The organism is Phenylobacterium sp. T106, assembly GCF_057219735.1.
Genome location: NZ_JBXVWA010000005.1, coordinates 169831 through 190397, shown reverse-complemented (window position 1 = coordinate 190397; position 20567 = coordinate 169831). Strand labels below are relative to the sequence as shown.

22 protein-coding genes are annotated in these 20567 nt (G+C 70.4%); 12 read left to right on the top strand and 10 right to left on the bottom strand.

What is annotated here, in order from left to right:
* Positions 1-26 precede the first annotated feature (26 nt).
* A complete protein-coding gene (locus tag AC2D8W_RS13640; RefSeq protein ID WP_484671978.1) occupies positions 27-557 on the bottom strand; it encodes a hypothetical protein in 531 nt (176 codons plus the stop codon).
* A gap of 56 nt (positions 558-613) precedes the next feature.
* Entirely contained in the window at positions 614-2398 is a 1785-nt protein-coding gene (locus AC2D8W_RS13635) for a tetratricopeptide repeat protein (RefSeq protein ID WP_484671977.1), read from the bottom strand.
* A 212-nt stretch (positions 2399-2610) separates the two neighbouring features.
* On the opposite strand from AC2D8W_RS13635, the gene flbT reads away from it, so the two are divergent.
* From flbT to ssb, 10 genes are all read left to right on the top strand, one after another.
* Positions 2611-3036: a flagellar biosynthesis repressor FlbT gene (gene flbT / locus AC2D8W_RS13630; protein WP_293481544.1), complete on the top strand. Its 426-nt coding sequence runs from the start codon at positions 2611-2613 to the stop codon at positions 3034-3036.
* Positions 2996-3361, top strand: a complete 366-nt coding sequence (gene flaF, locus AC2D8W_RS13625) for a flagellar biosynthesis regulator FlaF (RefSeq protein WP_293481543.1) — start codon at positions 2996-2998, stop codon at positions 3359-3361. The genes flbT and flaF overlap by 41 nt, the downstream gene beginning before the upstream one ends.
* Before the next feature lie 282 nt (positions 3362-3643).
* Positions 3644-4462, top strand: a complete 819-nt coding sequence (locus tag AC2D8W_RS13620; protein WP_484671976.1) for a flagellin — start codon at positions 3644-3646, stop codon at positions 4460-4462.
* 282 nt (positions 4463-4744) lie between these two features.
* Entirely contained in the window at positions 4745-5563 is an 819-nt protein-coding gene (locus tag AC2D8W_RS13615) for a flagellin (RefSeq protein WP_293481541.1), read from the top strand.
* A gap of 122 nt (positions 5564-5685) precedes the next feature.
* Positions 5686-5991, top strand: a complete 306-nt coding sequence (locus tag AC2D8W_RS13610; protein WP_293481540.1) for a flagellar protein FlaG — start codon at positions 5686-5688, stop codon at positions 5989-5991.
* A gap of 171 nt (positions 5992-6162) precedes the next feature.
* The gene (locus AC2D8W_RS13605; protein WP_293481539.1) at positions 6163-6996 is read left to right on the top strand and encodes a flagellin; all 834 of its coding nucleotides are present in this window, start codon (positions 6163-6165) and stop codon (positions 6994-6996) included.
* Between the two features lie 174 nt (positions 6997-7170).
* Entirely contained in the window at positions 7171-9933 is a 2763-nt protein-coding gene (locus AC2D8W_RS13600) for a hypothetical protein (RefSeq protein WP_484671975.1), read from the top strand.
* Positions 9934-9977: 44 nt separating this feature from the next.
* The gene (locus AC2D8W_RS13595; RefSeq protein ID WP_484671974.1) at positions 9978-10688 is read left to right on the top strand and encodes a hypothetical protein; all 711 of its coding nucleotides are present in this window, start codon (positions 9978-9980) and stop codon (positions 10686-10688) included.
* Positions 10689-10706: 18 nt separating this feature from the next.
* Positions 10707-11087 carry a hypothetical protein gene (locus AC2D8W_RS13590; RefSeq protein ID WP_293481536.1) on the top strand — a complete coding sequence of 127 codons (381 nt, stop codon included), beginning with the start codon at positions 10707-10709 and terminating at the stop codon, positions 11085-11087.
* A 134-nt stretch (positions 11088-11221) separates the two neighbouring features.
* Positions 11222-11707 (top strand): single-stranded DNA-binding protein, encoded by a 486-nt coding sequence (gene ssb / locus AC2D8W_RS13585; RefSeq protein ID WP_293481535.1) that lies wholly within the window; start codon positions 11222-11224, stop codon positions 11705-11707.
* Positions 11708-11716: 9 nt separating this feature from the next.
* Here the strand turns inward: ssb and AC2D8W_RS13580 are convergent, their stop codons facing one another.
* From AC2D8W_RS13580 to AC2D8W_RS13560, 5 genes are read right to left on the bottom strand one after another with little or no spacing between them, the layout of a single operon-like run.
* Positions 11717-12502, bottom strand: coding sequence for a tryptophan 2,3-dioxygenase (locus AC2D8W_RS13580; RefSeq protein ID WP_484671973.1), 786 nt, complete (start codon positions 12500-12502; stop codon positions 11717-11719).
* 56 nt (positions 12503-12558) lie between these two features.
* Entirely contained in the window at positions 12559-12999 is a 441-nt protein-coding gene (locus tag AC2D8W_RS13575) for a DUF3617 domain-containing protein (RefSeq protein WP_484671972.1), read from the bottom strand.
* Between the two features lie 58 nt (positions 13000-13057).
* Positions 13058-14134 carry a 2OG-Fe(II) oxygenase gene (locus AC2D8W_RS13570; RefSeq protein WP_484671971.1) on the bottom strand — a complete coding sequence of 359 codons (1077 nt, stop codon included), beginning with the start codon at positions 14132-14134 and terminating at the stop codon, positions 13058-13060.
* Complete coding sequence (locus AC2D8W_RS13565) at positions 14131-15162, bottom strand: 2OG-Fe(II) oxygenase (RefSeq protein WP_484671970.1); 1032 nt, start codon at positions 15160-15162, stop codon at positions 14131-14133. The genes AC2D8W_RS13570 and AC2D8W_RS13565 overlap by 4 nt, the downstream gene beginning before the upstream one ends.
* 55 nt (positions 15163-15217) lie before the next feature.
* Entirely contained in the window at positions 15218-16249 is a 1032-nt protein-coding gene (locus tag AC2D8W_RS13560) for a sensor histidine kinase (RefSeq protein ID WP_484671969.1), read from the bottom strand.
* Positions 16250-16445: 196 nt separating this feature from the next.
* On the opposite strand from AC2D8W_RS13560, the gene AC2D8W_RS13555 reads away from it, so the two are divergent.
* Positions 16446-16826: a hypothetical protein gene (locus AC2D8W_RS13555; protein ID WP_484671968.1), complete on the top strand. Its 381-nt coding sequence runs from the start codon at positions 16446-16448 to the stop codon at positions 16824-16826.
* 142 nt (positions 16827-16968) lie between these two features.
* Positions 16969-18627 carry a matrixin family metalloprotease gene (locus tag AC2D8W_RS13550; RefSeq protein ID WP_484671967.1) on the top strand — a complete coding sequence of 553 codons (1659 nt, stop codon included), beginning with the start codon at positions 16969-16971 and terminating at the stop codon, positions 18625-18627.
* Between the two features lie 7 nt (positions 18628-18634).
* Here the strand turns inward: AC2D8W_RS13550 and AC2D8W_RS13545 are convergent, their stop codons facing one another.
* The 3 genes from AC2D8W_RS13545 to AC2D8W_RS13535 are packed head-to-tail and all read right to left on the bottom strand — an operon-like array spanning position 18635 to position 20494.
* The gene (locus AC2D8W_RS13545; protein ID WP_484671966.1) at positions 18635-18973 is read right to left on the bottom strand and encodes a hypothetical protein; all 339 of its coding nucleotides are present in this window, start codon (positions 18971-18973) and stop codon (positions 18635-18637) included.
* Position 18974: 1 nt separating this feature from the next.
* Positions 18975-19790, bottom strand: coding sequence for an enoyl-CoA hydratase (locus AC2D8W_RS13540; RefSeq protein WP_484671965.1), 816 nt, complete (start codon positions 19788-19790; stop codon positions 18975-18977).
* Positions 19787-20494, bottom strand: coding sequence for a hypothetical protein (locus AC2D8W_RS13535; RefSeq protein WP_484671964.1), 708 nt, complete (start codon positions 20492-20494; stop codon positions 19787-19789). Before AC2D8W_RS13535 ends, AC2D8W_RS13540 begins: the two co-directional genes overlap by 4 nt.
* Positions 20495-20567 lie beyond the last annotated feature (73 nt).

The following is a 20567-nucleotide window of genomic DNA, read 5'->3' as shown; positions in this document are numbered from 1 at the left end:
CTGGGGGCGCGGCGTCGCCGCCGCCGTCACCGGTCGGGCTTGGCCACCGTTTGGCCGTCCCGATCCTCGGAATAGCCAAGTTCCTTCAGGTCCTCGTCGCCGAGGTTGCGCGCCTGCAGGTCGGTGAAGTCGTCCTCGCCGCCCTCGGCCTCGTCGGCGTCCCGGACCTCGGAGAGGCCGTCGATTTCGGAGCGGGCGATCCGGTCTTCGTCGAAGCCGTCCTCGGGGCCCAGCCCGTCGATGTCGTCCTCGCGCTCGGCGGTCGCGGCCCTGTAGTCGAGCTCGTCGTCCTCCTCGAGGTCGCCGTCGTCGATGGCGTCGGGGTCGAACTCGTCGGCGTCGAGGGCCAGCGCCTCGTCGTCGTCCTCGTCGCCGTCGGCCACGGTCAGGTCCTCCACCTCGGGCAGGTCCTCGAAGGTCCTGCGCTCGGCCGCCTCGGCGTAGCTCCGGCCTTCGCCCACGTCGCCGCCGTCGGTGAAGTTGGTCTCGTCGAACGCCTCGGACTGGTCCTGCGGATCGTAGCCGTCGGCGTCGTTCTCGAAGTCTGTTCCGGGCATGGGGAGCTCCTGGCTGGGTGCTGCGTGAACACCCGGCCGTCCCCGCCGTTCCGCGGCTAGGTCCGCTCGGCGACGAATTCCGAAAGGGCGCCCGCCACGTCCTCCATCAGCGCGTCCCACTCGCCGAAGGCCGGCGGGGCGAACGTGCGGACGTGCGGGTACCAGGGGTAGGCGTCGCTTCCGAGCCGGGTCCAGATTCCGGGCGTCGTCAGCAGCCAGGCCGGAGCCCCGCAGGCCGCGCCGATGTTCAGCGTGGCGTTGGAGAAGCCGATGGTGACGTCCATGGCGCAGCAGAGCGCCGCCACGTCGTCCAGGTCTTCCTTCAGGTCGATGCCGGGCGGCTGCCAGATGGTGACCCCGAACTCGCGCTTCGCCCGCTCCAGTTCCTCGGAGCAGTCGCCGTACTGCAGGTTCACGAAGCTGGCCCCGGGGGTGGCCAGGACGCGCCGCCACTGGTCGAAGGGCGAGAAGAACCGCGTCCGCCCCTTGCTGATGTTGCTCTTCCAGAGGAGGCCGACCTTGGGCCCGGCCGGCGCGGTCTTCAGGACCTCGCGCCAGTGCGCGATCCGCTCGGGATCGGGGCGCAGGTAGCCCTGGTGCTGCGGGAAGGCCTCGAGCTTGCGCCGGTACTGGCGCATGAGGCTGGCGATGGGCGTCCAGAGGTCCACCTGCGACTGGTCGATCTCGGGCACGCGGCGGACCACCGAGGCGGCCACGACGTTGGTGATGTGGCGGCTCACCTCGGCCGTGGGGAAGCTGCGCTGGAACAGCGTCACCAGGCGCCGCTCGACGGCCAGGATCAGCTTGCCGTCGGGGCCCAGCTGGTCGAGCACGTCGGGCAGGACGTTGGCGAACATCACCTCGTCGCCCAGGCCCTGTTCGGTGCAGACCAGGAAGCGCTTGCCCCGCAGGTCGCCGCCGGGCTTCCAGCGGGGCCGCTCGATGGCGAAGTGCGTGACCCCCGCGAACTGCGCCGAGAGCCGGGCCTCGTAGTCGTCCCAGCCCGAACCGATCCGGCCCAGGCAGAGCTGATAGGTGGCGCGCGCCAGGCCCATCATCTGCTTGTCCTCGGCGGTGTTGGTGCGCCGCAGGGCCGCGTCGCAGTCGGCCATGGCGCCTTCGTTGTCGCCCAGACCGTGCTTCACCTGGCTGAGGTTGTAGCGCGCCTTGCCGAACTTGGGGTTCAGCCGCACCGCCTCGCCGAAGAAGGTGGCGGCGTTGTGCAGGTCGCCCTGGTCCATCACCACCGAGCCCAGGGTGTTCCAGAGCATCGCTGACTCGGGATGGCGCTGGATGGCGGCGCGCAGGAGCTCGATCGTCTCCTCGGTGCGGCCCTGCTCGCGCATGACGCTGGCCAGGTTGTTCACGCCGTCGGCGCGCTCGGGCGCGTGGTCGATGTAGTGGCGGAACAGCTTCTCGGCCTGCTCGTGCATGCCCATCCGGAAGGCCAGCCGGCCGAGGTCGTTGGCCACCTCGGCGTGCTCGGGCAGCAGGGCCAGGGCGGCCTCGTAGGCGCGCACCGAATTGCCGAAGTCGCCCGCGCGTTCGCGCGCGATGGCCAGGAGGTACCAGCCGACGCCGTTGCGCTCGTCGATCTCCAGCGCCTTCACGGCCCATTTGCCGCCGTTGACGAAGTCCTCCCGGTTCAGGAAGTCGATCGCGCGGCGCAGCACCGGCGCGGCCGCGACCGCCCTCAGTTCGCCGACGGCGCTGTTCAGCCGTGCGAGGGAGTCCTTGCCGCCGGCTTCGCCCATCTCGGCCATGGACTCGGGGACGCTGGGTTGGGCGCCGAGCTGCGCGCCGTCAGGATAGGAAGCGCTGTCGAGCGCCGTCTTGGCCATTCTCGCGACTCCTCGAGGCGGGATGCTCCTGTCCTGCCGCCTTATGGTTAACCTGCCGCTAAGCCTGGCGCACACGGCGGCGCCTGCGACGGCGGCAATCGGCCGTTAACGGGTGGCCCGCTAAGCGTGGGGTGCGTTCGGCCGCGCCTCGCGCGATTATGGCTTTCGTCAGATTCGCGCTCCGCGGTCGCCAACGCAGACGAGGAACGAACTTGCCGCTCAAACTATCGCTGAAGCCGGGTGAGAGGTTCGTCCTGAACGGCGCCGTCGTCCAGAACGGCGACCGCCGGGCGGTCCTCGTGCTGCAGAACAAGGCCTCGGTCCTTCGCGAGAAGGACATCATGCAGGAGGAGGATGTCCAGACGCCCGCGCGTCGAATCTACTTCCCGGTGATGATGATGTACCTCGATGAGGGGAACGCCGAGAAATACTACGGCGAGTTCGTCCAGCGGATGACCGAGTTCATGGGGGTCATCGCCAATCCGGACGTGCTGGCGGACTGCGTGGATATCTCCAAGCACTGCATGGAGCGCGAGTACTACAAGGCGCTGATGCTGTGCAGGAAGTTGATCGAGTACGAGAACGAAAGGCTGGGCTATGTCCCTTCAGGCTTATCAGCAGGCGGCGACGCGGGCTGAGAGCCCGCGCGACCTCGAGTACCGCCTCTTCGCGCAGGTGACCCGCGCCCTGATGGACGCCGCCCAGCTGGACCGCTCCGAGTTCGGCAAGCGGATGGACGCGCTCGACTGGAACAAGCGCATGTGGACGGCGCTGGCCGGCGAGTGCCAGCGCAGCGACAACGCGCTGCCCGCACCCCTGCGCGCCTCGATCGTCTCGCTCAGCATCTGGGTGGGCAAGCACACCAGCCTGGTCATCCGCGGCCAGGAGGAGTTCGAGCCCCTGATCGAGATCAACCGCCTGATCATGCAGGGCCTCGCGGGCGGCGCTCAGGCCGCCGCCTGATCCCGGTGCGCCGCAAGCGCAGAGGTCCCGGGCCGCCCGTGTCCGCGCGCGCTGCAGGACGCCGGGTTTAGTCGGCAGGATGTGCCGGGCGGCAGGATCGCGCCGCGCCCTACCCAGATTGAGCGAACCGCACTCCGCGGAAAAACGTGTGTTTTCAGCGGCATGAGCTGAGCGCCGCCCACGCGGGGCTGGCATTCCGATTGCGACGCGGGATCCGGCGGAAAATCCGCCAAGCCGGCAAAAGGCCCGGCTCACTTCATTCCAGAATGGAAGGATCAACCGATGCCCAATTCGGTGAATACGAACCTTGGCGCGCTCGTTGCGCTCCAGAACCTCAACGCCACCAACGCGGAGCTTGCCACCACCCAGACACGGATCAACACCGGCAAGAAGGTCGCCTCGGCGAAGGACAATGGCGCTATCTTCGCCATCGCCCAGAACCAGCGTGCGACCTCGAACGCCCTGAACTCGGTGATCTCCTCGCTGGAGCGGAACCAGTCGGCGGTGGAAGTCGCGATCTCGGCCGGCGAGACCATTTCCGACGTGCTCCTGCAGCTCAAGGAAAAGGCTCTGGCCGCCCGTGACTCCGGCCTCGACACGGCCAGCCGCACGGCGCTGAACGACGAGTTCAAGTCGCTGCTCGGTCAGATCACCAAGGCCGTCGTCAACGCCGACTTCAATGGCGCCAACCTGATCAAGCAGGCGGGCACCACGGTGAAGGCGATCGCCAACGCGGACGCGACGTCCGTGATCACGGTCCAGGCCCAGACCCTGACCCTGTCGGCGCTGTCGATCAACGCCAGCACCCTCGGGACCACGGCGGCGGCCTCGCTGGCGATCGCGGCCGTGAATGCGGCGATCACCGAGGTGTCGAGCAAGCTGTCGTCGCTCGGCACCGGCGCCAAGGCGCTCAACAGCCACCTGAACTTCGTCAAGAAGCTTCAGGACACGATCGACGTCGGGGTGGGCAACCTCGTCGACGCCGACCTGGCGAAGGAGAGCGCAAAACTCCAGGCGCTGCAGACAAAGCAGCAGCTCGGGGTCCAGGCGCTATCGATCGCCAACCAGTCCTCGACGATCCTGTTGGGTCTGTTCCGCTAAGTGCGCGAAACCGTCGGGCGGGCTTCGGCCCGTCCGGCGGGCTCCTTTCCCGGCCGGCGATTCTTGCCGGGCCCGGTAGGCAACTTGTGCCCAGCCCTCCGGGCGGTGGGCAATAATTGCCGGGTCGAGGCAACCATAATGCCTCCTTAATGCTGCAAATTCAGAGACATAACGGGACCTTCGGTAAGGTTTGGCTGGCCCGCGGCTTGCTGCGTGGGGGGCGGGCAAAACGCCCCCGGCCATCAGAACGACGGCTGGACCTTTTGAACGAAGGACCTACCGATGCCCAATTCGGTGAACACCAACCTTGGCGCGCTCATCGCGCTCCAGAACCTGAATGCCACGAACTCGGAACTGCAGACGGTGCAGTCCCGGATCAACACCGGCAAGAAGGTCGCCTCGGCCAAGGACAATGGCGCTATCTTCGCCATCGCCCAGAACCAGCGCGCCACTTCCAACGCCCTGAACTCGGTCATTTCGTCGCTCGAGCGGAACCAGTCCGCCGTCGAGGTCGCGATCTCGGCCGGCGAGACCATTTCCGACGTGCTGCTGCAGCTCAAGGAAAAGGCCCTGGCCGCCCGTGACTCCGGCCTCGACACGGCCAGCCGCACGGCGCTGAACGACGAGTTCAAGTCGCTGCTCGGTCAGATCACCAAGGCCGTCGTCAACGCCGACTTCAACGGCGCCAACCTGATCAAGCAGGCGGGCACCACGGTGAAGGCGATCGCCAACTCGGACGCCACGTCCGTGATCACCGTGCAGGCCCAGACCCTGACCCTGACGGCGCTGTCGATCAACGCCAGCACGCTGGGGACCACGGCGGCGGCCTCGCTCGCCATCGCGGCGGTCAACGCGGCGATCACCGAAGTGTCGAGCAAGCTTTCGTCGCTCGGCACCGGTTCCAAGGCGCTCGGCAGCCACCTGAACTTCGTGAAGAAGCTTCAGGACACGATCGACGTCGGGGTGGGCAACCTCGTCGACGCCGACCTGGCCAAGGAAAGCGCCCGACTGCAGGCCCTCCAGACCAAGCAGCAGCTTGGCGTGCAGGCCCTGTCGATCGCCAACCAGTCGTCTTCGATCCTGCTGGGCCTCTTCCGTTAAGGCCCGCGCGCCCGCGAGGCTCTCGCAGCCTCGCGGGCGGCAACTCGCGTCCGGCGGACGGGTTCGCCCGTCCGCCGTTCGCCTCACGTGGAGCGCTGCACTGACGTTCAGCGAAAGGAGACATGGAAACCAAGGTCGCGGCCACGTCGCCCGCGCCCGAGCCGAAGAGGGTTCAGACCGCCAAGCCAGCCGACGCCCCCGCCGCCAAGCGCGGCGCGAAGGCCCAGGCCCCGGCTCCGGTCCCCGTCGCGGCTCCGGTCGAAATGCGACTGGTGATTGAAATGGACCAGGCCAGCGGGTCGTACGTCTACAAGACGGTGAACCGCCTGACCGGCGAGGTCGTCCAGCAGCTGCCCCGGGCCGAGGTCCTGAGGCTGAAGGACGAGGCTCAGTACGCCGCCGGATCGGTGATCAGCACCGAGGCCTGATCGACGGGCGCGCCCGCGCGCGCACGAGGACGCTTGTCCCCACCGCCCCGGAGCCCTCCGGCGGCGGCGCCATGCTTTATGCGTGTTAACCATATGAACACCACGCCTTCCTAGCTTCGAGGCGAGGCGAAGACGCGAGTCGGCGCCGGGGAGCCCCGCCAGGAGAGCGCGATGGTAATCAGCGTCAACACGAACAAGGCTGCGCTGACGGCCCTGCAGAACCTCAACAAGACCAACGACCAGCTGGCCAGCGTCCAGGACCGGGTGAACACCGGCCTGAAGATCGGCAACGCCAAGGACAACGCCGCGATCTGGGCCATCGCCCAGGGTCAGCGGGCGGACATCGGGGCGCTGGGCGCGGTGCGGATCAGCCTGGAGCGCGCGAACTCGATCGCCGAGGTCTCGCTGGCGGCCGGCGACACCGTCTCGGACCTGCTCGTGCAGCTGAAGGAGAAGGTCGTCGCGGCGATGGACACCTCGCTCGACACTAACTCGCGCACGGCGCTCAACTCGGACTTCCGCGCGATCCTGCGCCAGATCACCCAGGTGGTAACGAACTCGGAGTTCGACGGGGCGAATCTCTTCAGCGGCACCGGCGGGAACATCCAGTTCCTGGCCAACGCCGATGCGACCTCGCGGCTCACGCTCTCCACGCGCACCCTGGCGCTCGGCGGCAGCAACATCACGATCACGGCCAACGCGAACATCACGACGGTGACGATCGCCACCACGGTGCTGGCGCGCCTGAACGCCTCGATCAGCAACGTGAACCAGGCGCTGGGCAACCTGGGCTCCCAGGCCAAGCAGGTGGACGCCCACCTGGACTTCGTCTCCAAGCTCACCGACGTGCTCGAAGCCGGGGTGGGCAATCTCGTCGACGCCGACCTCGCCAAGGAAAGCGCGCGCCTGCAGGCGCTGCAGGTGCAGCAGCAGCTGGGCGCCCAGGCGCTCTCCATCGCCAACTCCGCGCCGCAGATCGTGCTGCAGCTGTTCCGCGGCGGCTAAGGTCCCGTTTCGTTGGGGCGTCGAAGAACCCCGGGCGCTGGGACGTCCGGGGTTTTTCCATGTTTTACAGGCTGTTGTGCGCTTGCCTTCCGAGTCGCCCTGCGCGCGATTATTCCGCCGCCGGCGGCGCCGGTTAACGGCCGGTAAGGGCTGGTCCGGCAAGGTGATTTCCTGATGGTGACGCCGCTCGACCCGAACCTGCTGCTGAACCTGTTTCAGTCACGCGCCGGTCAGACCGCCGCGGGCGCCGGCGCGGGCGCGACGGCCGCCAAGAAGAAGACGATCCCGACGGCCCCCTGGAACCAGCCGGCCGCCTCCGCCATCACCAACGAGGCCGTGAAGGCCGCGCTTTCCGGACGCCGCTTCGTCAGCGAAGGGGCGACGCGCCTCGACGTGCCCGGCGCGAGCGCCGACTACCGCAAGCTGTTCGCGCTGTACCAGGGCCTGGGCGCCCTGATGGGCGTCGCCGAACAGTCGACGGCGAAGAACCTGGCGGTGGCGGACCGCACGCGGATCAACCAGGCCTTCGACCGCGGCCTGAAGGAGATCCTCGGCTACGTCGACACCCTGCAGCTCGACCAGGTCCGGGTGATCCAGGGCGAGGTCTCCACCTCGGCGGCTTCGGCGCTGGGCGTGCCCAAGGCCAAGACGGAGTACGTCACGCGTCCGCTGGCGTCCGGATCCAGCGACACCGCCGCCGACGCCTTCCAGGGCGCCGTGCAGTTCACCGTGACGGTGAAGCGCTCGGGCCAGACCTTCAACGTGCCGATCGACCTGGCGGGCATGGGCGCGACGACCCGCTCGGTCGGCAATGTGGCCGCCTACGTCAACCAGCAGCTCGAGGCGGCCGGAATCGAGAGCCGATTCGCCTCGCAGCGGATTCCGGGCGGTCCCAAGACCACCACCATCGGCGGCAAGACCGTGACCGTGGGCACGATCCCCGATCAGTACGCCCTGAAGATCAAGGCCACGCTGGGCGAGACGATCAGCTTCTCGGCCTCCGCGACCGCCGGCGCGGTCTACGTGGCGCAGAACGCGGGCAACCCGGACCCCGACGGCAAGGCCGACACCAAGGATTCCACCGAGGCCGCGCAGTTCCTGAAATTCCAGACCGACACGGTCTCGGTGCCGGCGCCGCTGCAGCGCCCGGGCGAGGCGAACTTCGTGGATGGCCGGATCTTCGGGCAGACCCTCGGGCCGGAGGTGAAGACCGTCCGGGAGACCCGCGTGGCGGCCGACGGCTCGGTCTACATGCTGGCCGACGTCGTCGAGAAGACGGCGGGCCAGGCGCTGCGCGGCGAGCAGGACGTGGCGCTCCTGAAGTATGACGCCGCCGGCCAGCTGATCTTCGCCCGCACGCTGGGCGCCGCGGACGAGGCGACGGGCCTCGGCCTCGCCATCGCCGCCGACGGCAAGATCGCCGTGGCGGGCTCGGTCAAGGGCGTGCTGAACGGCGCCGCGGACGGGCCGCTGAATTCCACGGGCGCGTTCGACGGCGTGACCGACAGCTTCGTCACCCTCTACGACGCCGAAGGCCAGGAACTGTGGACGCAGCGCCGCGGGGCGCGGCAGGCCGACGAGGCGAGCGAGGTGGCGTTCGGGGCGGACGGCACGGTCTATGTCTCGGGCCGGACCACCTCGACCCTGCCAGGCGCGGCGACGATCGGCGAGGCGGACGCCTACCTCCAGGCGTTCAAGGCCGACGCGGCCGGCAAGGTGCAGACGCTCTTCACCACCACGTTCGGGACCACCGGCGTGGACCGGCCGGCAGGGCTCGTCGTGGACGGGACCAGCGTCATCACCGCCAGCGTCGAGGACGGACGCGCGGTGCTGCGGCGCTACGACGTCTCGGGCGCGGCGCCGGTGCTCACCTCCACACAGGACCTCGGCGACCTGCAGGGCGGCCAGATCACCGGCCTGGCGCTCGACGGTTCCGACGTGGTGGTGGCCGGTTCCACCGGCAATCCGGGCCTGTCCGGCCTTGCGGTGACCCGCGCGCACGCCGGCGGCCAGGACGCCTTCGCGGCGCGCCTCTCGTCCAACCTCGGCGGCGGGGGGGCGGTGGCGTACTACGGCGGGGCAGGGGACGACCGCGCGACCTCGCTGGCCGTCGCGGGCGGCCAGGTGTGGATCGGGGGCTCGGCCGGGACGGACCTCCCGAACGGGCTCGCGCCGGTGGGGACGAAGGACGGCTTCCTGGCCCGCCTGGACGTGAACGCCGGCGCGATCGACTGGGCCCGCCGCTTCACGGGCAAGGACGGCCGGGCCGCGCCCACGGCCATCGCCGTCGACACGACCGGGGCCAGCGTGCTGGATCGGATCGGCCTGCCGAAGGGCGAGCTGGACCTGACGGACTCGGCCCGCATCACCGCCCATTCCGGCCTGCGCGCCGGCGACCAGTTCACCGTCCAGACCGGCCTCGGCATCCGCGGGACGGTGACGATCGAAGACAAGGACACGCTCGACACCCTGGCCCAGAAGATCCGGCGCGCCAGCGGCTTCCAGGCGAAGGTGAGCATCGCCACGAGCAACGGTCTGCGGACCCTGCGGATAGAGCCCAGCACCGATCGCGTGACGCTGGAGTTCACCGCGGGCAAGGCCGACAAGGATGCGCTGGAACTGCTCGGGATCCCCGAGGGCGTGGTGCGCAAGACCCGGGTGGTCGACGGCAAGACCGTGCCGGCGGACGGCAAGTCGGTGATCTACGGCCTGGGCTTCGACTCCGCGCTCTCGCTGGAGAACGACACCGAGCGCAAGCACGCGCTGGCCGAGATCGGCGCTGCGATGGGCAAGCTGCGTCAGGTCTACATCGACCTGAAGGCCGCGGCGTCGCCGCCCAATCCGCTGGCGGCCGCGGCCGCCTCGGGCCCGGTCCCGGCCTACCTCACGAACCAGATCGCCAACTACCAGGCCGCGCTCGCACGCCTGGGCGGCTGAGGCGGCGCCTTGAAAGCGTCCTTCTGCGGGTCTAGCCAGACCGCATGGACACGCCTCCGCAGCCCGCCGAGCCGGCGCCACGCCGCCGTGGCCCGCCGCTCGTCCTCCTGGGCGGCGTGGCCGCGCTGCTCGCAGGCGGCGCCATCGCGTGGGTGCTGGTGCGCGGCGACCGTCCCGAGGCGCCGCCGCCGGCGTCCGAAGGGGGCCTCGTCATCGATTCCAGCGGCGGCGAGGAGGCCGGCCGGATCGATCCGGGCAAGCCGCTGCGCTGCTTCGTCCAGGGCCAGTTCGTCGGCGAGCTGAGCCTGAGCGCCTGCGCCGAGCGCAACGGCGTCGCCACCGATGCGCTCGACGTCGGCCTGGACGAGACCGGCGCGCTGGCCGCGGCCGAACAGGCCGGCCAGGTGCTGACCCCGTTGCCGCCCACGCCGCAGGACGAGATCGCGCCCGATGCGGCGCCCATCGAGCCGGTCGAGGACACCGACGACGCCGCCTCGGCGGCGGCCTCCGCCACCGCCTGCTGGCGCCATGGCGGCGGCCGCTGGCGCAAGGTCGCGGGCGACACCGACCTCGACGCCTGCGTCCAGGCTCTGTTCGCGGGCCGCTGCGAGCGGCCGGGCGCGGCGACCTACGGCCGCTTCGGTCCGCAGACGCTGCGGCTCGTCGCCGGGCGGGTCGAGATCTCGGACGACAACCGCACGTTCCACACGCTGGCGCCGCAGAATGCCGACTGCAGCATTCCGGTCGTGCGTTGACCCTGGTAGGCTGATCTTATGTCTGTAAATCCCCTCCCGATCCTCCTGCTCGCCGCGGCTCTCGCCGTGTCGGGCTGCGCCAAGCGGACGAAGCCGCCGGGGGACGCCGGCATCTGCTACCACGTGGTTCCGCAGAAGGACGGGTCGCTGAAGTACAACAAGCTGGTGGACGCCCCCAGCCTGGAGCGCTGCGCGGCGAACCTGGAGGCCATGCGCATCCAGTTCCTCCGCATGGGCGGCAACCAGCAGGAGATCTACGGCGCCTACCAAGCCAACTTCCTCTTCCTGGTGAAGGAAGGGGTCATGACCTCTACCTCGCTGGAGGGCCCCCGCTACGTGGCGCTGGTCCGGACGGGCGACGGGCGGCTGGCGGTTCCCGGAGCGATGCCGCAGGAGTAGCGGCGATTCAGCTGTGGACGGTCCGGGCCGAACCTGAACAAAAGCGGAACCTTTTGGTTGCTGTCGCCGATCCGGCGCGCTAGCGTGCCGCCAGGGCCGACGAGCCCGCGCACACGGAAAGCAAGGACAGATCGATGGCGGGCAGCGTCAACAAGGTCATTCTGGTGGGCAACCTCGGGGCCGACCCCGAGATCCGCAGCCTTAACTCCGGCGACCGGGTCGCCAACCTCCGCGTCGCCACCTCCGAGACCTGGCGCGACCGCACCAGCGGCGAGCGCAAGGAGAAGACCGAGTGGCATCGGGTGGTGATCTTCAACGAGAACATCGTGAAGGTCTGCGAGAACTACCTGCGCAAGGGCTCGACGGTCTACATCGAGGGCGCGCTGCAGACCCGCAAGTACCAGGACAACTCGGGCGCCGAGCGCTATTCCACCGAGATCGTGCTGCAGAAGTTCCGCGGCGAGCTCACCATGCTGGGCGGGCGCGGCGAGAGCGCGGGGGCCGACGACGGCGGCGGCTATGGCGCCAGCGGCGGCTTCTCCTCCGGCCCCCGCAACGGCGGCGGCTCGCGCCCGAGCGAGGACTTCTCCGCGAGCCTCGACGACGAGATTCCGTTCTAGGCCAGGCGTCTAGAGCCGGCTCCTGACGCTCCACAGCTCCGGGAAACACCGCCGCTGGAGGGTGCGGGCGAGGTAGCTCGCGCCCTCGGTGCCTCCGGTCCCGCGGCGGCCGCCGATGATCCGCTCGACGGTCAGCACGTGCTTGTGCCGCCAGGTGAGCAGCGCGTCGTCCAGGTCGACCAGCTTCTCGGCCAGCTGGTAGAGCTCCCAGTGGCGCGCGGTGTTGCGGTAGACCTCGAGCCAGGCGTCCTCCACCGCCGGGTGCGGCGCGTAGGGCTGCGTGACGTCGCGCTGGAGGACCTCCGGCGGGATCTGCAGCCCGCTGGCGGCCACGCGGGCCAGCGCATCGTCGTAGAGGCTGGGCGCGGCCAGGGCCGCCTCGAGCTCGTCCCGGGCCGCCGAGCCCTCGTCCTGGAACACCATGAAGGCCGCGTCCTTCAGGCCGAGGAGGTATTCCAGGGTGCGGAACTGCCAGGACTGAAAGCCCGAGCTCGCCCCCAGGCCGTCGCGGAAGCTCAGGTAGTCGGCCGGCGTCATGGTCGCCAGGACGTCCCAGGACAGCGTCATGATCGTCTGGATGCGGGAGACGCGCGCGAGCGCCTTGTACGCCGGCTCCACCTCGCCGGAGCGGACCAGGGCCTTGGCCAGCCGCACCTCGTGGATGATCTCCTTGAGCCAGAGTTCCTTCGTCTGGTGGATGACGATGAACAGCAGCTCGTCGTGGCGGTCGCTGGCGGGATGCTGCGCCGAGAGGAGGCGGTCCAGCCCGAGGTAGCTCGAATAGGTGACGGTCATCGGGGCAGGGACCGCCCGCGGCGCCGGGCTGTCAAGCCGGGCGGCGTCCGCCGCGCTCACTCGCCGGCGGGCGTAGAGGACGGCGGGGCCGGGCAGGCGTCGCCGATGCGGCGGGCCTCGGTGGAGGCCTTGCCGGAGATGTCGAGCCCCAGGAACTCGGTGGCGATCTCGGCGGTCAGGTTGAAGCTCGTCGGCGTGTAGGTTCCCTCGCCCTGCACCGCGACCTTGCGACCCTTCTTCGAGACGCAGGCGCCCTTCAGGCGGATCTTGCCGCCCGCGAACACCTTGGTGGGGTAGGTGCAGGCGTAGTGGCGGTTCGACGGGCCCGACATGAACTTCTCGACGTCGGCGGGCGTGATGCAGCGCTTCTCGGTCTTCGTCTGCCGGATCGGCGAGAGCAGGCGATTGGTCGACTCCCAGTAGCCGGGCAGGATGGTCGTCGCGGCCTCCGCGGGGGCGGCGATCGCGAGGACGAAGAGGGCGGGCAGGAGGCGCATCGGAAGACTCTATCAGCCGTTTCCGGCGGCAAGGTGGCTTGCGCCGGTGAACGGAGCCTTAGCTCGCGGCGGCCGCCGAGCTGTTGTCGATGAGCTTGTAGTTGCGCTCGCGGATCGCGTGGCCCGCCTCGTCGTAGAGGAAGGGCAGGAAGGCGTAGCGGCGTCCGCGCGTCACGGGCGTCGCCTCGTGGAGCAGGCTGCAGCAGAAGACGACCGCCCCGCCCGTCGGCGGCCGGTAGGTGCGGGGCCCGAACTCGGGGAAGCGCACGTCGCCGCCGTCGAACGCCTCGGCGTTGAGGTTGATAGAGCAGGCGAAGCGGCGGTGGGCGGTGCCCAGCGTCTCGTTGTCTCGGTGCGGGCGGAAGTAGCCGCCCTCTTCGGCGTCGTAGCAGGCGACGAGGTAGCGCTCGAGGCGCGTGGCGGTGAACTGCAGGCCTCGGCGGATGGCGGGCACGAGGTTCCGCTTCAGGGTCTGGAGCAACTCCTGGCGGAGGTCGGCATCCTCGACCATCACGTCGCGCCGGTTCTTCATGCGGTCGAGCACGCCCACGGTCTTGCCGTCGATGTCGCGCATGACCCCCGACGGCAGGCCGCCGCGCGCCTCGTAGTAGGCGATCAGCCGGCGGCACAGATCGGGCTCGAAGACGCGCGGGACGATCAGCACCGGCGCGACGAGCGGCACGCCGGCGTGGGCCGCGAGCGGGGGCAGGGCGGCCAGCCGGCCGAAGACGGCTCCCGGCTCGCCCAGCGGCGCCCAGGCCAGGATGCGCAGCGCCGGGTCGAGGAGGAACCAGCCACCGTCCTCGGGCGCGACCTGATAGCGCTCGTGGACCTGCCCATCGGCGTCGTAGAACCATCGCAGGCCGGGAACGCGGTCTTGCGGCGCGTCGTCCGTCAGGGGCGCGGGCGTCACGAGGAATGCGGCCAGGAACAGGTCGTCGAACCTTGCCTGTTCGGCCTCCCAGGCCGCCACCGCCTGCGCCCGGCGGGCGGGATCGCGGGGCAGGAAGCCGAGCACCACGTAGCGGCCGGCCACGGTCCGAAAATGGAAGCGCGGGTTCTGTCGCGTGGGCGCGACGAAGTCCGGCGCGAACTCGCCTTCGGACAGCGGCGGAAGGGCCCAGGCGGCGCTCATGCGGACACGGTCTCCGCGGCGGCGACCCGCGCCTGGTAGGCCGCCAGGACCTGTGCGCCGGCGTCGTCGAAGAAGAAGGGCAGGAAGGCGTAGCGGCGGCCGCGGCGGACCGCCGTCGCCTCGTGCATGAGGCCGCACGAGAAGACCACCGCGCCGCCCGGCGGGGCGCGGTAGGTCTGCGGACCGAACTCGGGCAGCCGCAGGTCGCCGCCCTCGAAATCGTCGTTCAGGTTGAGGGAACAGGCGAACTTGCGGTGCGCCGTGCCCTGGGTGGTGTTGTCCCGGTGTGCGTGGAAGACGCCGCCGTCGGCCGCGTCGTAGCAGCTGACCAGGAACCGCTCGATGTGCGTCACCTTGAAGCCCAGCCCCATGGCGATCATCGGATAGAGGCGGCGTTCCAGGCGCGCCTGGATGCCCGCCCTCAGATCGGGATCGTCGATCCAGATGTCGCGGCGCCGCTTGAGTTCGTCCATGACCGCGACCGTGCGGTCGCCCGCGTCGCGCATCACCCCTGTGGCCTCGCCGCCGCTTTCCCGATGCCGCGCGATCAGGGCCTCGCACAGCTCGGGTTCGAACACCCGCGGCACGATGAGCACCGGGGCATGCAGCGGGACCCCCGCGTGCGCCTCGACCGGCGGCAACGCCGCGACCCTGGCGAACACCTCGTCGGCGGCCTCGATCGGCCAGGTCGCTAACGTCCGAAGCGTGGGGTCCAGGAGCAGCCAGTGGGGGGCGGGGCCATAGTGCCGGGTGATCGCGCCGGTCCGGTCCGAGATCCAGCGCAGGCCGCGCAGGTCCCGCACGCCCTGGACCCGGTCCGGCTCCTGCATCACCACGAAGGCCGCCGCCTTGGCGTCGTCGAACAGATGCTGGTGCGTCGCGAGCGCCTTCAGCGCGGGCTGGAGCCGTTCGTCCGTCGGCAGGAACAGCATCAGCACATAGCGGCCGCCGGCCGTGTCGAACACGAACTCGGGCGACGAGACCGTGGGCGCGATGAAGAAGGGAGCCGCCTGGCCGATCGCAAGCATGGCGCGGACCATAGCGTGGCGGCGCGCGTTGTCACCGCCGCGGTGCAGTCCGAGGTCAGGCGCCCTGCGCTGCGGCCGCCAGGTCCAGCATCGGCATCTCGGCCTCGCTCGAGAGGCGCAGCGAGACGGCGCACCGGACGCCTTCCTCGGCGTACTCGACCTTGACCTCCCCGCCGCTGCCCTGCGGGAAGCTGCGCTCGAGCAGGCGGGAGCCGAAGCCGCGACGGCTGGGCGGCTGGACGGCCGGCCCGCCGCTCTCGGCCCACAGGAAGCTCATGCGCCGGCCGCCCTGCTCGTCGAGCGCCTGGTTCCAGTGCACCGAGACACGTCCCCCGCGCCGCGACAGCGACCCGTGCTTGACGGCGTTGGTGGCGAGCTCGTGCAGCACCAGAGAGAGCGACACGGCCTGGTGCACGCTCAGGCGCAACGGTGGGCCCTCGACCGAGAACCGGGCGTCCTCGCCAGTGGTGAAGGGCGCCAGCGCGCGCTCGACGAGGTCCGTGAGATCGGCGCCGGCCCAGTTGTGCTCCATGAGCGCCCGGTGCGCCTGGCTCAGCGCTTCGAGGCGGGCGGAGAGATCGTCCCGAAGCTGGCGGTCCAGGTCGGCCGCGCGCAGGGTCTGTTCCACCAGCGACTGGACCGTGGCGAGCGTGTTGTTGATCCGGTGGTTCAGCTCGTTCAGCAGCAGCACGCGCTGCTCTTCGGCGAGCCGGCTCTGGGTCTCGTCGCGGATGATCTTGATCAGCATCGGCGGCGCGCTGCCGCGGATGGCCATGGTCACGCCGTTGGCCCAGAACCGGGCGCCGTCGCCCCGGACGTGCCAGCGGCTGTCCTCCACGCGCCCGTGTTCCCAGGCATGCTCCAGTTCGCGGCGGTCATCGCCGATGGCCCGGTCCGACTCGAGGAACAGACGCCCGAAGTGTGTCCCGATGGCGGCGTCCTGGGTGATGCCGGTGACCTGGACCGCGCCGGGGCTCCAGGAGCGTACGATGCCGTCGAGGTCGAGCGTCATGATCGCGTAGTCGCGCGCGTGCGCGATCACCAGCCGAGCCGCTTCGCCGTCGATCGCGGGATCGTCGTGTTCCATGGGCCGGAGACGCCTCTGCCGCCAATTGCTCACTCGGTGGCCCTACGAACCACCGGCGTGGCCGCGAGTTCCGGGCGCCGATGGCGCTGGGCACGTCTACGGCCCAGTTCAGGGTGGTGAACGGGCGCTGAACCGGCGTCCCGGACCCCGTTCAGCCAGGCGCGCCTACGGTGGGGACAAGCCAAAGGAGGCCCCCATGAAGAAGACCCTGATCCTCGGCGCCGCGCTCGCCGCCGCGACGCTCGCGGCCGGCGCCGCCTCGGCCCAGCCCTACGGCTATGGCTACGACGGCTACTACAGCGGTCGCTACCATGACGCCGACCGTGACGGCATTCCGGATCGGCGGGAATGGAACCGCGATCGCGATCGCGACGGCCGCCTCGACCAGTACGACCGCTACGACAACCGCCGCCACGGCTATCGCCACAACGGCTACGGCTACGGCTATGGCCGCCGCGACTCCGACCGTGACGGGATCCCGGATCGCGCCGAGTGGAACCGCGACCGCGACCGTGACGGCCGCCCCGACCAGTACGACCGGTACGACAACCGCCGCAGCTGGGGCTGGCGCTACTAGAGCGCCGGCGCCCGCGGGTGTGGGGCGGCGGCCCTCCGAGCATCGGGCCGCCGCCCCTGCACGATCCGAGGGGCGGGAAGACGAAGAATTCACCATCGCCACCACGTAATAGCTCCGACTGAGGTGCTATTCGGGGGCGGCGATGCCGATCACGACGGCGGAGATCTTCGCGGGACTTCACGAGGGCGACGGCTCGCGCTGGATGACGTCGTCCATCACCTTCTCGATCCCGGGGGCGGGGGCCGTCTGGTCCGCGACGTCCTATCCTCCCGGCGACGAACCCTTCAACGCCGCCTACGGCGTGCTCTCAGCGAGCCAGGCGTCCGCGTTCGTCATGGCGATCCAGGCCTGGGACCGGCTGATCAACCTTTCGATCAACCAGGTGCCCGACAACGGCTTCACCCAGGGCGACATCCGGATCGCCTTCACCAACGCCGCGGACTACGCCAGCGCCAATGCCGCGGCCTACGCCTACGGCCCGCCGACGCCCGGGTTCAGCAGCGCCGCGTTCGAGGGGGACATCTGGCTCGACGATGAATACAAGGGCGACGCCGCCGACCCGGGCACGTTCCTCTACGCAACCCTGCTGCACGAGATCGGCCACGCGCTCGGCCTGAAGCACCCCTTCGAGGACGGGCCGCGCCTGCCGGTCGAGTTCGACACGACCCGCTACACGGTGATGTCGTACACGAACTTCGAGGACTCGGTCCTGAGGACCTTCGAGGTCCGCGGCGGCACGCTGTTCGCCAGCGGAGACTTCGTGCAGCCCTCGACGCCCATGCTGCTGGACGTCATCGCCATCCAGGGCCTCTACGGCGCGGCCAGCAACGTGGCGACGGGCGGCGACACCTACGCCTTCTCGCAGGACACCGCGTTCATGGCGACGCTGGTGGACAACGGCGGCGTGGACACCCTGGACCTGGCCGCCCACGCCCGCGCGTCCAGCATCAACCTGACGCCGGGGACCTATTCCTCCATCGCCCTCTTTCCCGTGGCGGCGCAGATCGCCTTCTACACGGCGGCGTTCCCGAGCTTCTCGGCGAGCTTCATCGCCGACTTCCTGAACAAGCCCGACACCTACACCTGGTCCAACAACCTCGCGACGTCGCCCAACACCACCATCGAGAACGTGCTGGCCGGCGCGGGTTCGGACACCGTGATCGGCAATACGGCCGCCAACAGCATCTCGGGCGGCGCCGGCTCGGACTCCGTGGCCGGCGGCGCGGGCGGCGACACGATCACCGGCGGCAACGCCGGCGCGGCGGGCAACTACCTCCGCGGCGACGAGGGCGACGACAGCCTCGTCGGGGGCGCCGACTTCGACGACATCAACGGCAACATGGGCTCGGACACCGTCTCCACCGGCGGGGCCACGGACTTCTGCGTCGGCGGTCGTGACAACGACCTGCTGTTCGGCGGCGACGGCGACGACTTCACCTACGGCAACCTGGGCGACGACACCTGCCACGGCGAGAACGGGGCGGACACGGTGCGCGGCGGGCAGGGGAACGACACCCTGGCCGGGGGCGCGGGCGCGGACTTCGTCTCGGGCGACCGGGGCGACGACACCATGACCGGCGGCAGCGGCGCCGACCTGTTCCACTCCTCTGCGGACGCCGGGATCGACAGGGTCCTCGACTTCAGCGTCGCCGAAGGGGACCGGGTCCTCCTGGACGCCGGAACGCAGTTCACGGTCATGCAGGTCGGGGGCGACACGGTGATCCAGATGAGCTCCGGCCAGGTGATCCTGGTGGGGGTCGCGATGTCGAGCCTGCCGCCGGGATCGATCTTCGGGGCCTGAGCCGGCGTCAGCGGCCGTGACCGCCGTGGCCGTGCGCCCGGCCGCACATGCGGTGGCCGGCCCGGTCCAGGAACATGATCTGCACCCCCGGGCTCCAGGTGAGGGTCCGGACGCCGTCGCTCCAGGTGAGCTTCACCGGCCCGCTGTCGAGGCCCGGGAGGCTGGTCAGGACGTGCGGACCGTCGCCCGCGTCGACGATGGCCACGAACCGCTCGCCGCGGGCCGCGAAGCGGGCCGTGACGTCGCTGCCGTCCTGGCACTTGAACGCCGTGGTCCCCGCTGGCGTCTCGCGCCCGGGCGCGGCGGCGAGCGCCAGCAGCATTGCGGCGACCGCCGCGACGGCCATCTCAGGCGCCCGTGAAGCGCGGCGCGCGCTGTTCGACGAAGTGCGCCACGCCTTCCTTGAAGTCGTCGCTCTTCAGGCTGAGGGCCATCTCGCGGTCCGCGAGCTCGAGCGCCTCGCCGAGGTCCTGGAAGGCCGACTCCCACAGCTGCCGCTTGATCACGCCCAGCGAGCGGGGCGAGACCTCGTCGGCCAGCATGCGCGCATAGGCGCGGGTTTCGGCCATGAGCTCGTTGGTCGGGAACACGCGGTCGACGAGGCCGATGCGGAGCGCCTCCTCGGCGCCCACCTTGCGGGACGAGAGCAGCAGGTCCATCGCCCGGGACTGCCCCACGAGGCGGGGAAGGGTCCAGCTGATCCCGTGCTCGGCGATCAGGCCCCGGCGCGCGAAGGCCGTCACGAAGGCGGCGCTGTCGGCGGCGAACCGCAGGTCGGCGTAGAGCGAGATCACGAAGCCCATCCCGGCGGCCGGGCCGTTGACGGCCGCGATGATCGGCGTCTTCACGCTCGGGAAGTACGCCATGGGGTGATGGAAGTCGCTGCGGGAGGCCGGATCGTAGGGCTCCGGTCCCCGCCCGCCACCGGTCTCGCCGGTCTCGGTCACGGTGGCGAGATAGCCCATGTCCGCCCCGGCGCAGAAGCCGCGGCCCGCGCCGGTGAGGATGATCACGCGCACGTCGGGATCGGCGTCGGCCTTCGCCATGGCGGCCCGCAGCTCCGCCCCCATGGGACCCGTCCAGGCGTTCAGCCGGTCCGGGCGGTTCAGGGTGATCGTCGCGATGTGGTCGCTCACCTCGTACAGGATCGGCGTGTCGGTCATGGGGACTCCGGCGGCGGTGGGCTGGCGGCGTCGGCCAGCTGGCGGATGCGGCGGTCGTACAGGTCGGCGAGCGCCTCGCGGTCGGAGACGCCGTCCCGCTCACCCTTCCACGCCGCCTGCTCGGCTTCCAGCGCGCGCGCGTCGGCGCCCGCCGTGAGCGCGGCCTGGAGCGCGGCCTTCAGAGCCTGTTCCCGCTGCGCGAGACTGGGATAGCCGCAGACCAGCCGGTCCGCAGCGGTGGGCTCGTCGTAGCAGGGGTTGTGCCGGCGTGGCGGCGCCGCGCCACGGGCGGCCGGCTTCGGCGCCGGGTCCGAGAGCGGATCATCCGCCGCGAGGGGGGATGTCGCGAGCGCCACGGCCACCCGCGCCGGCGGCGGCGCCGTGTCGCGGACGGGCGTGACCAGCTGACCCGGATCGACGCTCAGGCCGAGGACCAGGGCGGCCGTCGCAGCGCCGGCGACCCCCGCCGTGACCGCGACCGCCAGTCGCCGCCGAGGGCGGACCCTGGCGGACCGCCTGGCCTCGACGGCAGGCTGACCGAGCGCGAAGGACGAGGGCGATTCATGGCGGCCGATGCGGCCCGGCCACGCCTCGATCTCGGCGGTGAGCCGTGCGACGAGCGCCTGCTGCCCGCGAGCGCGCGCCACCTCCAGAAGCTGCCGCAGCTCCGCCTGACTCAAGGCCGAGATGTCGATACCCAGCACGCCCCGCCTCCCCGCGAGCGTTGAAATCGCCCCAGCCTAGCACGGGTTTGGCTCCCGCGGCGGCAGCCTGGGG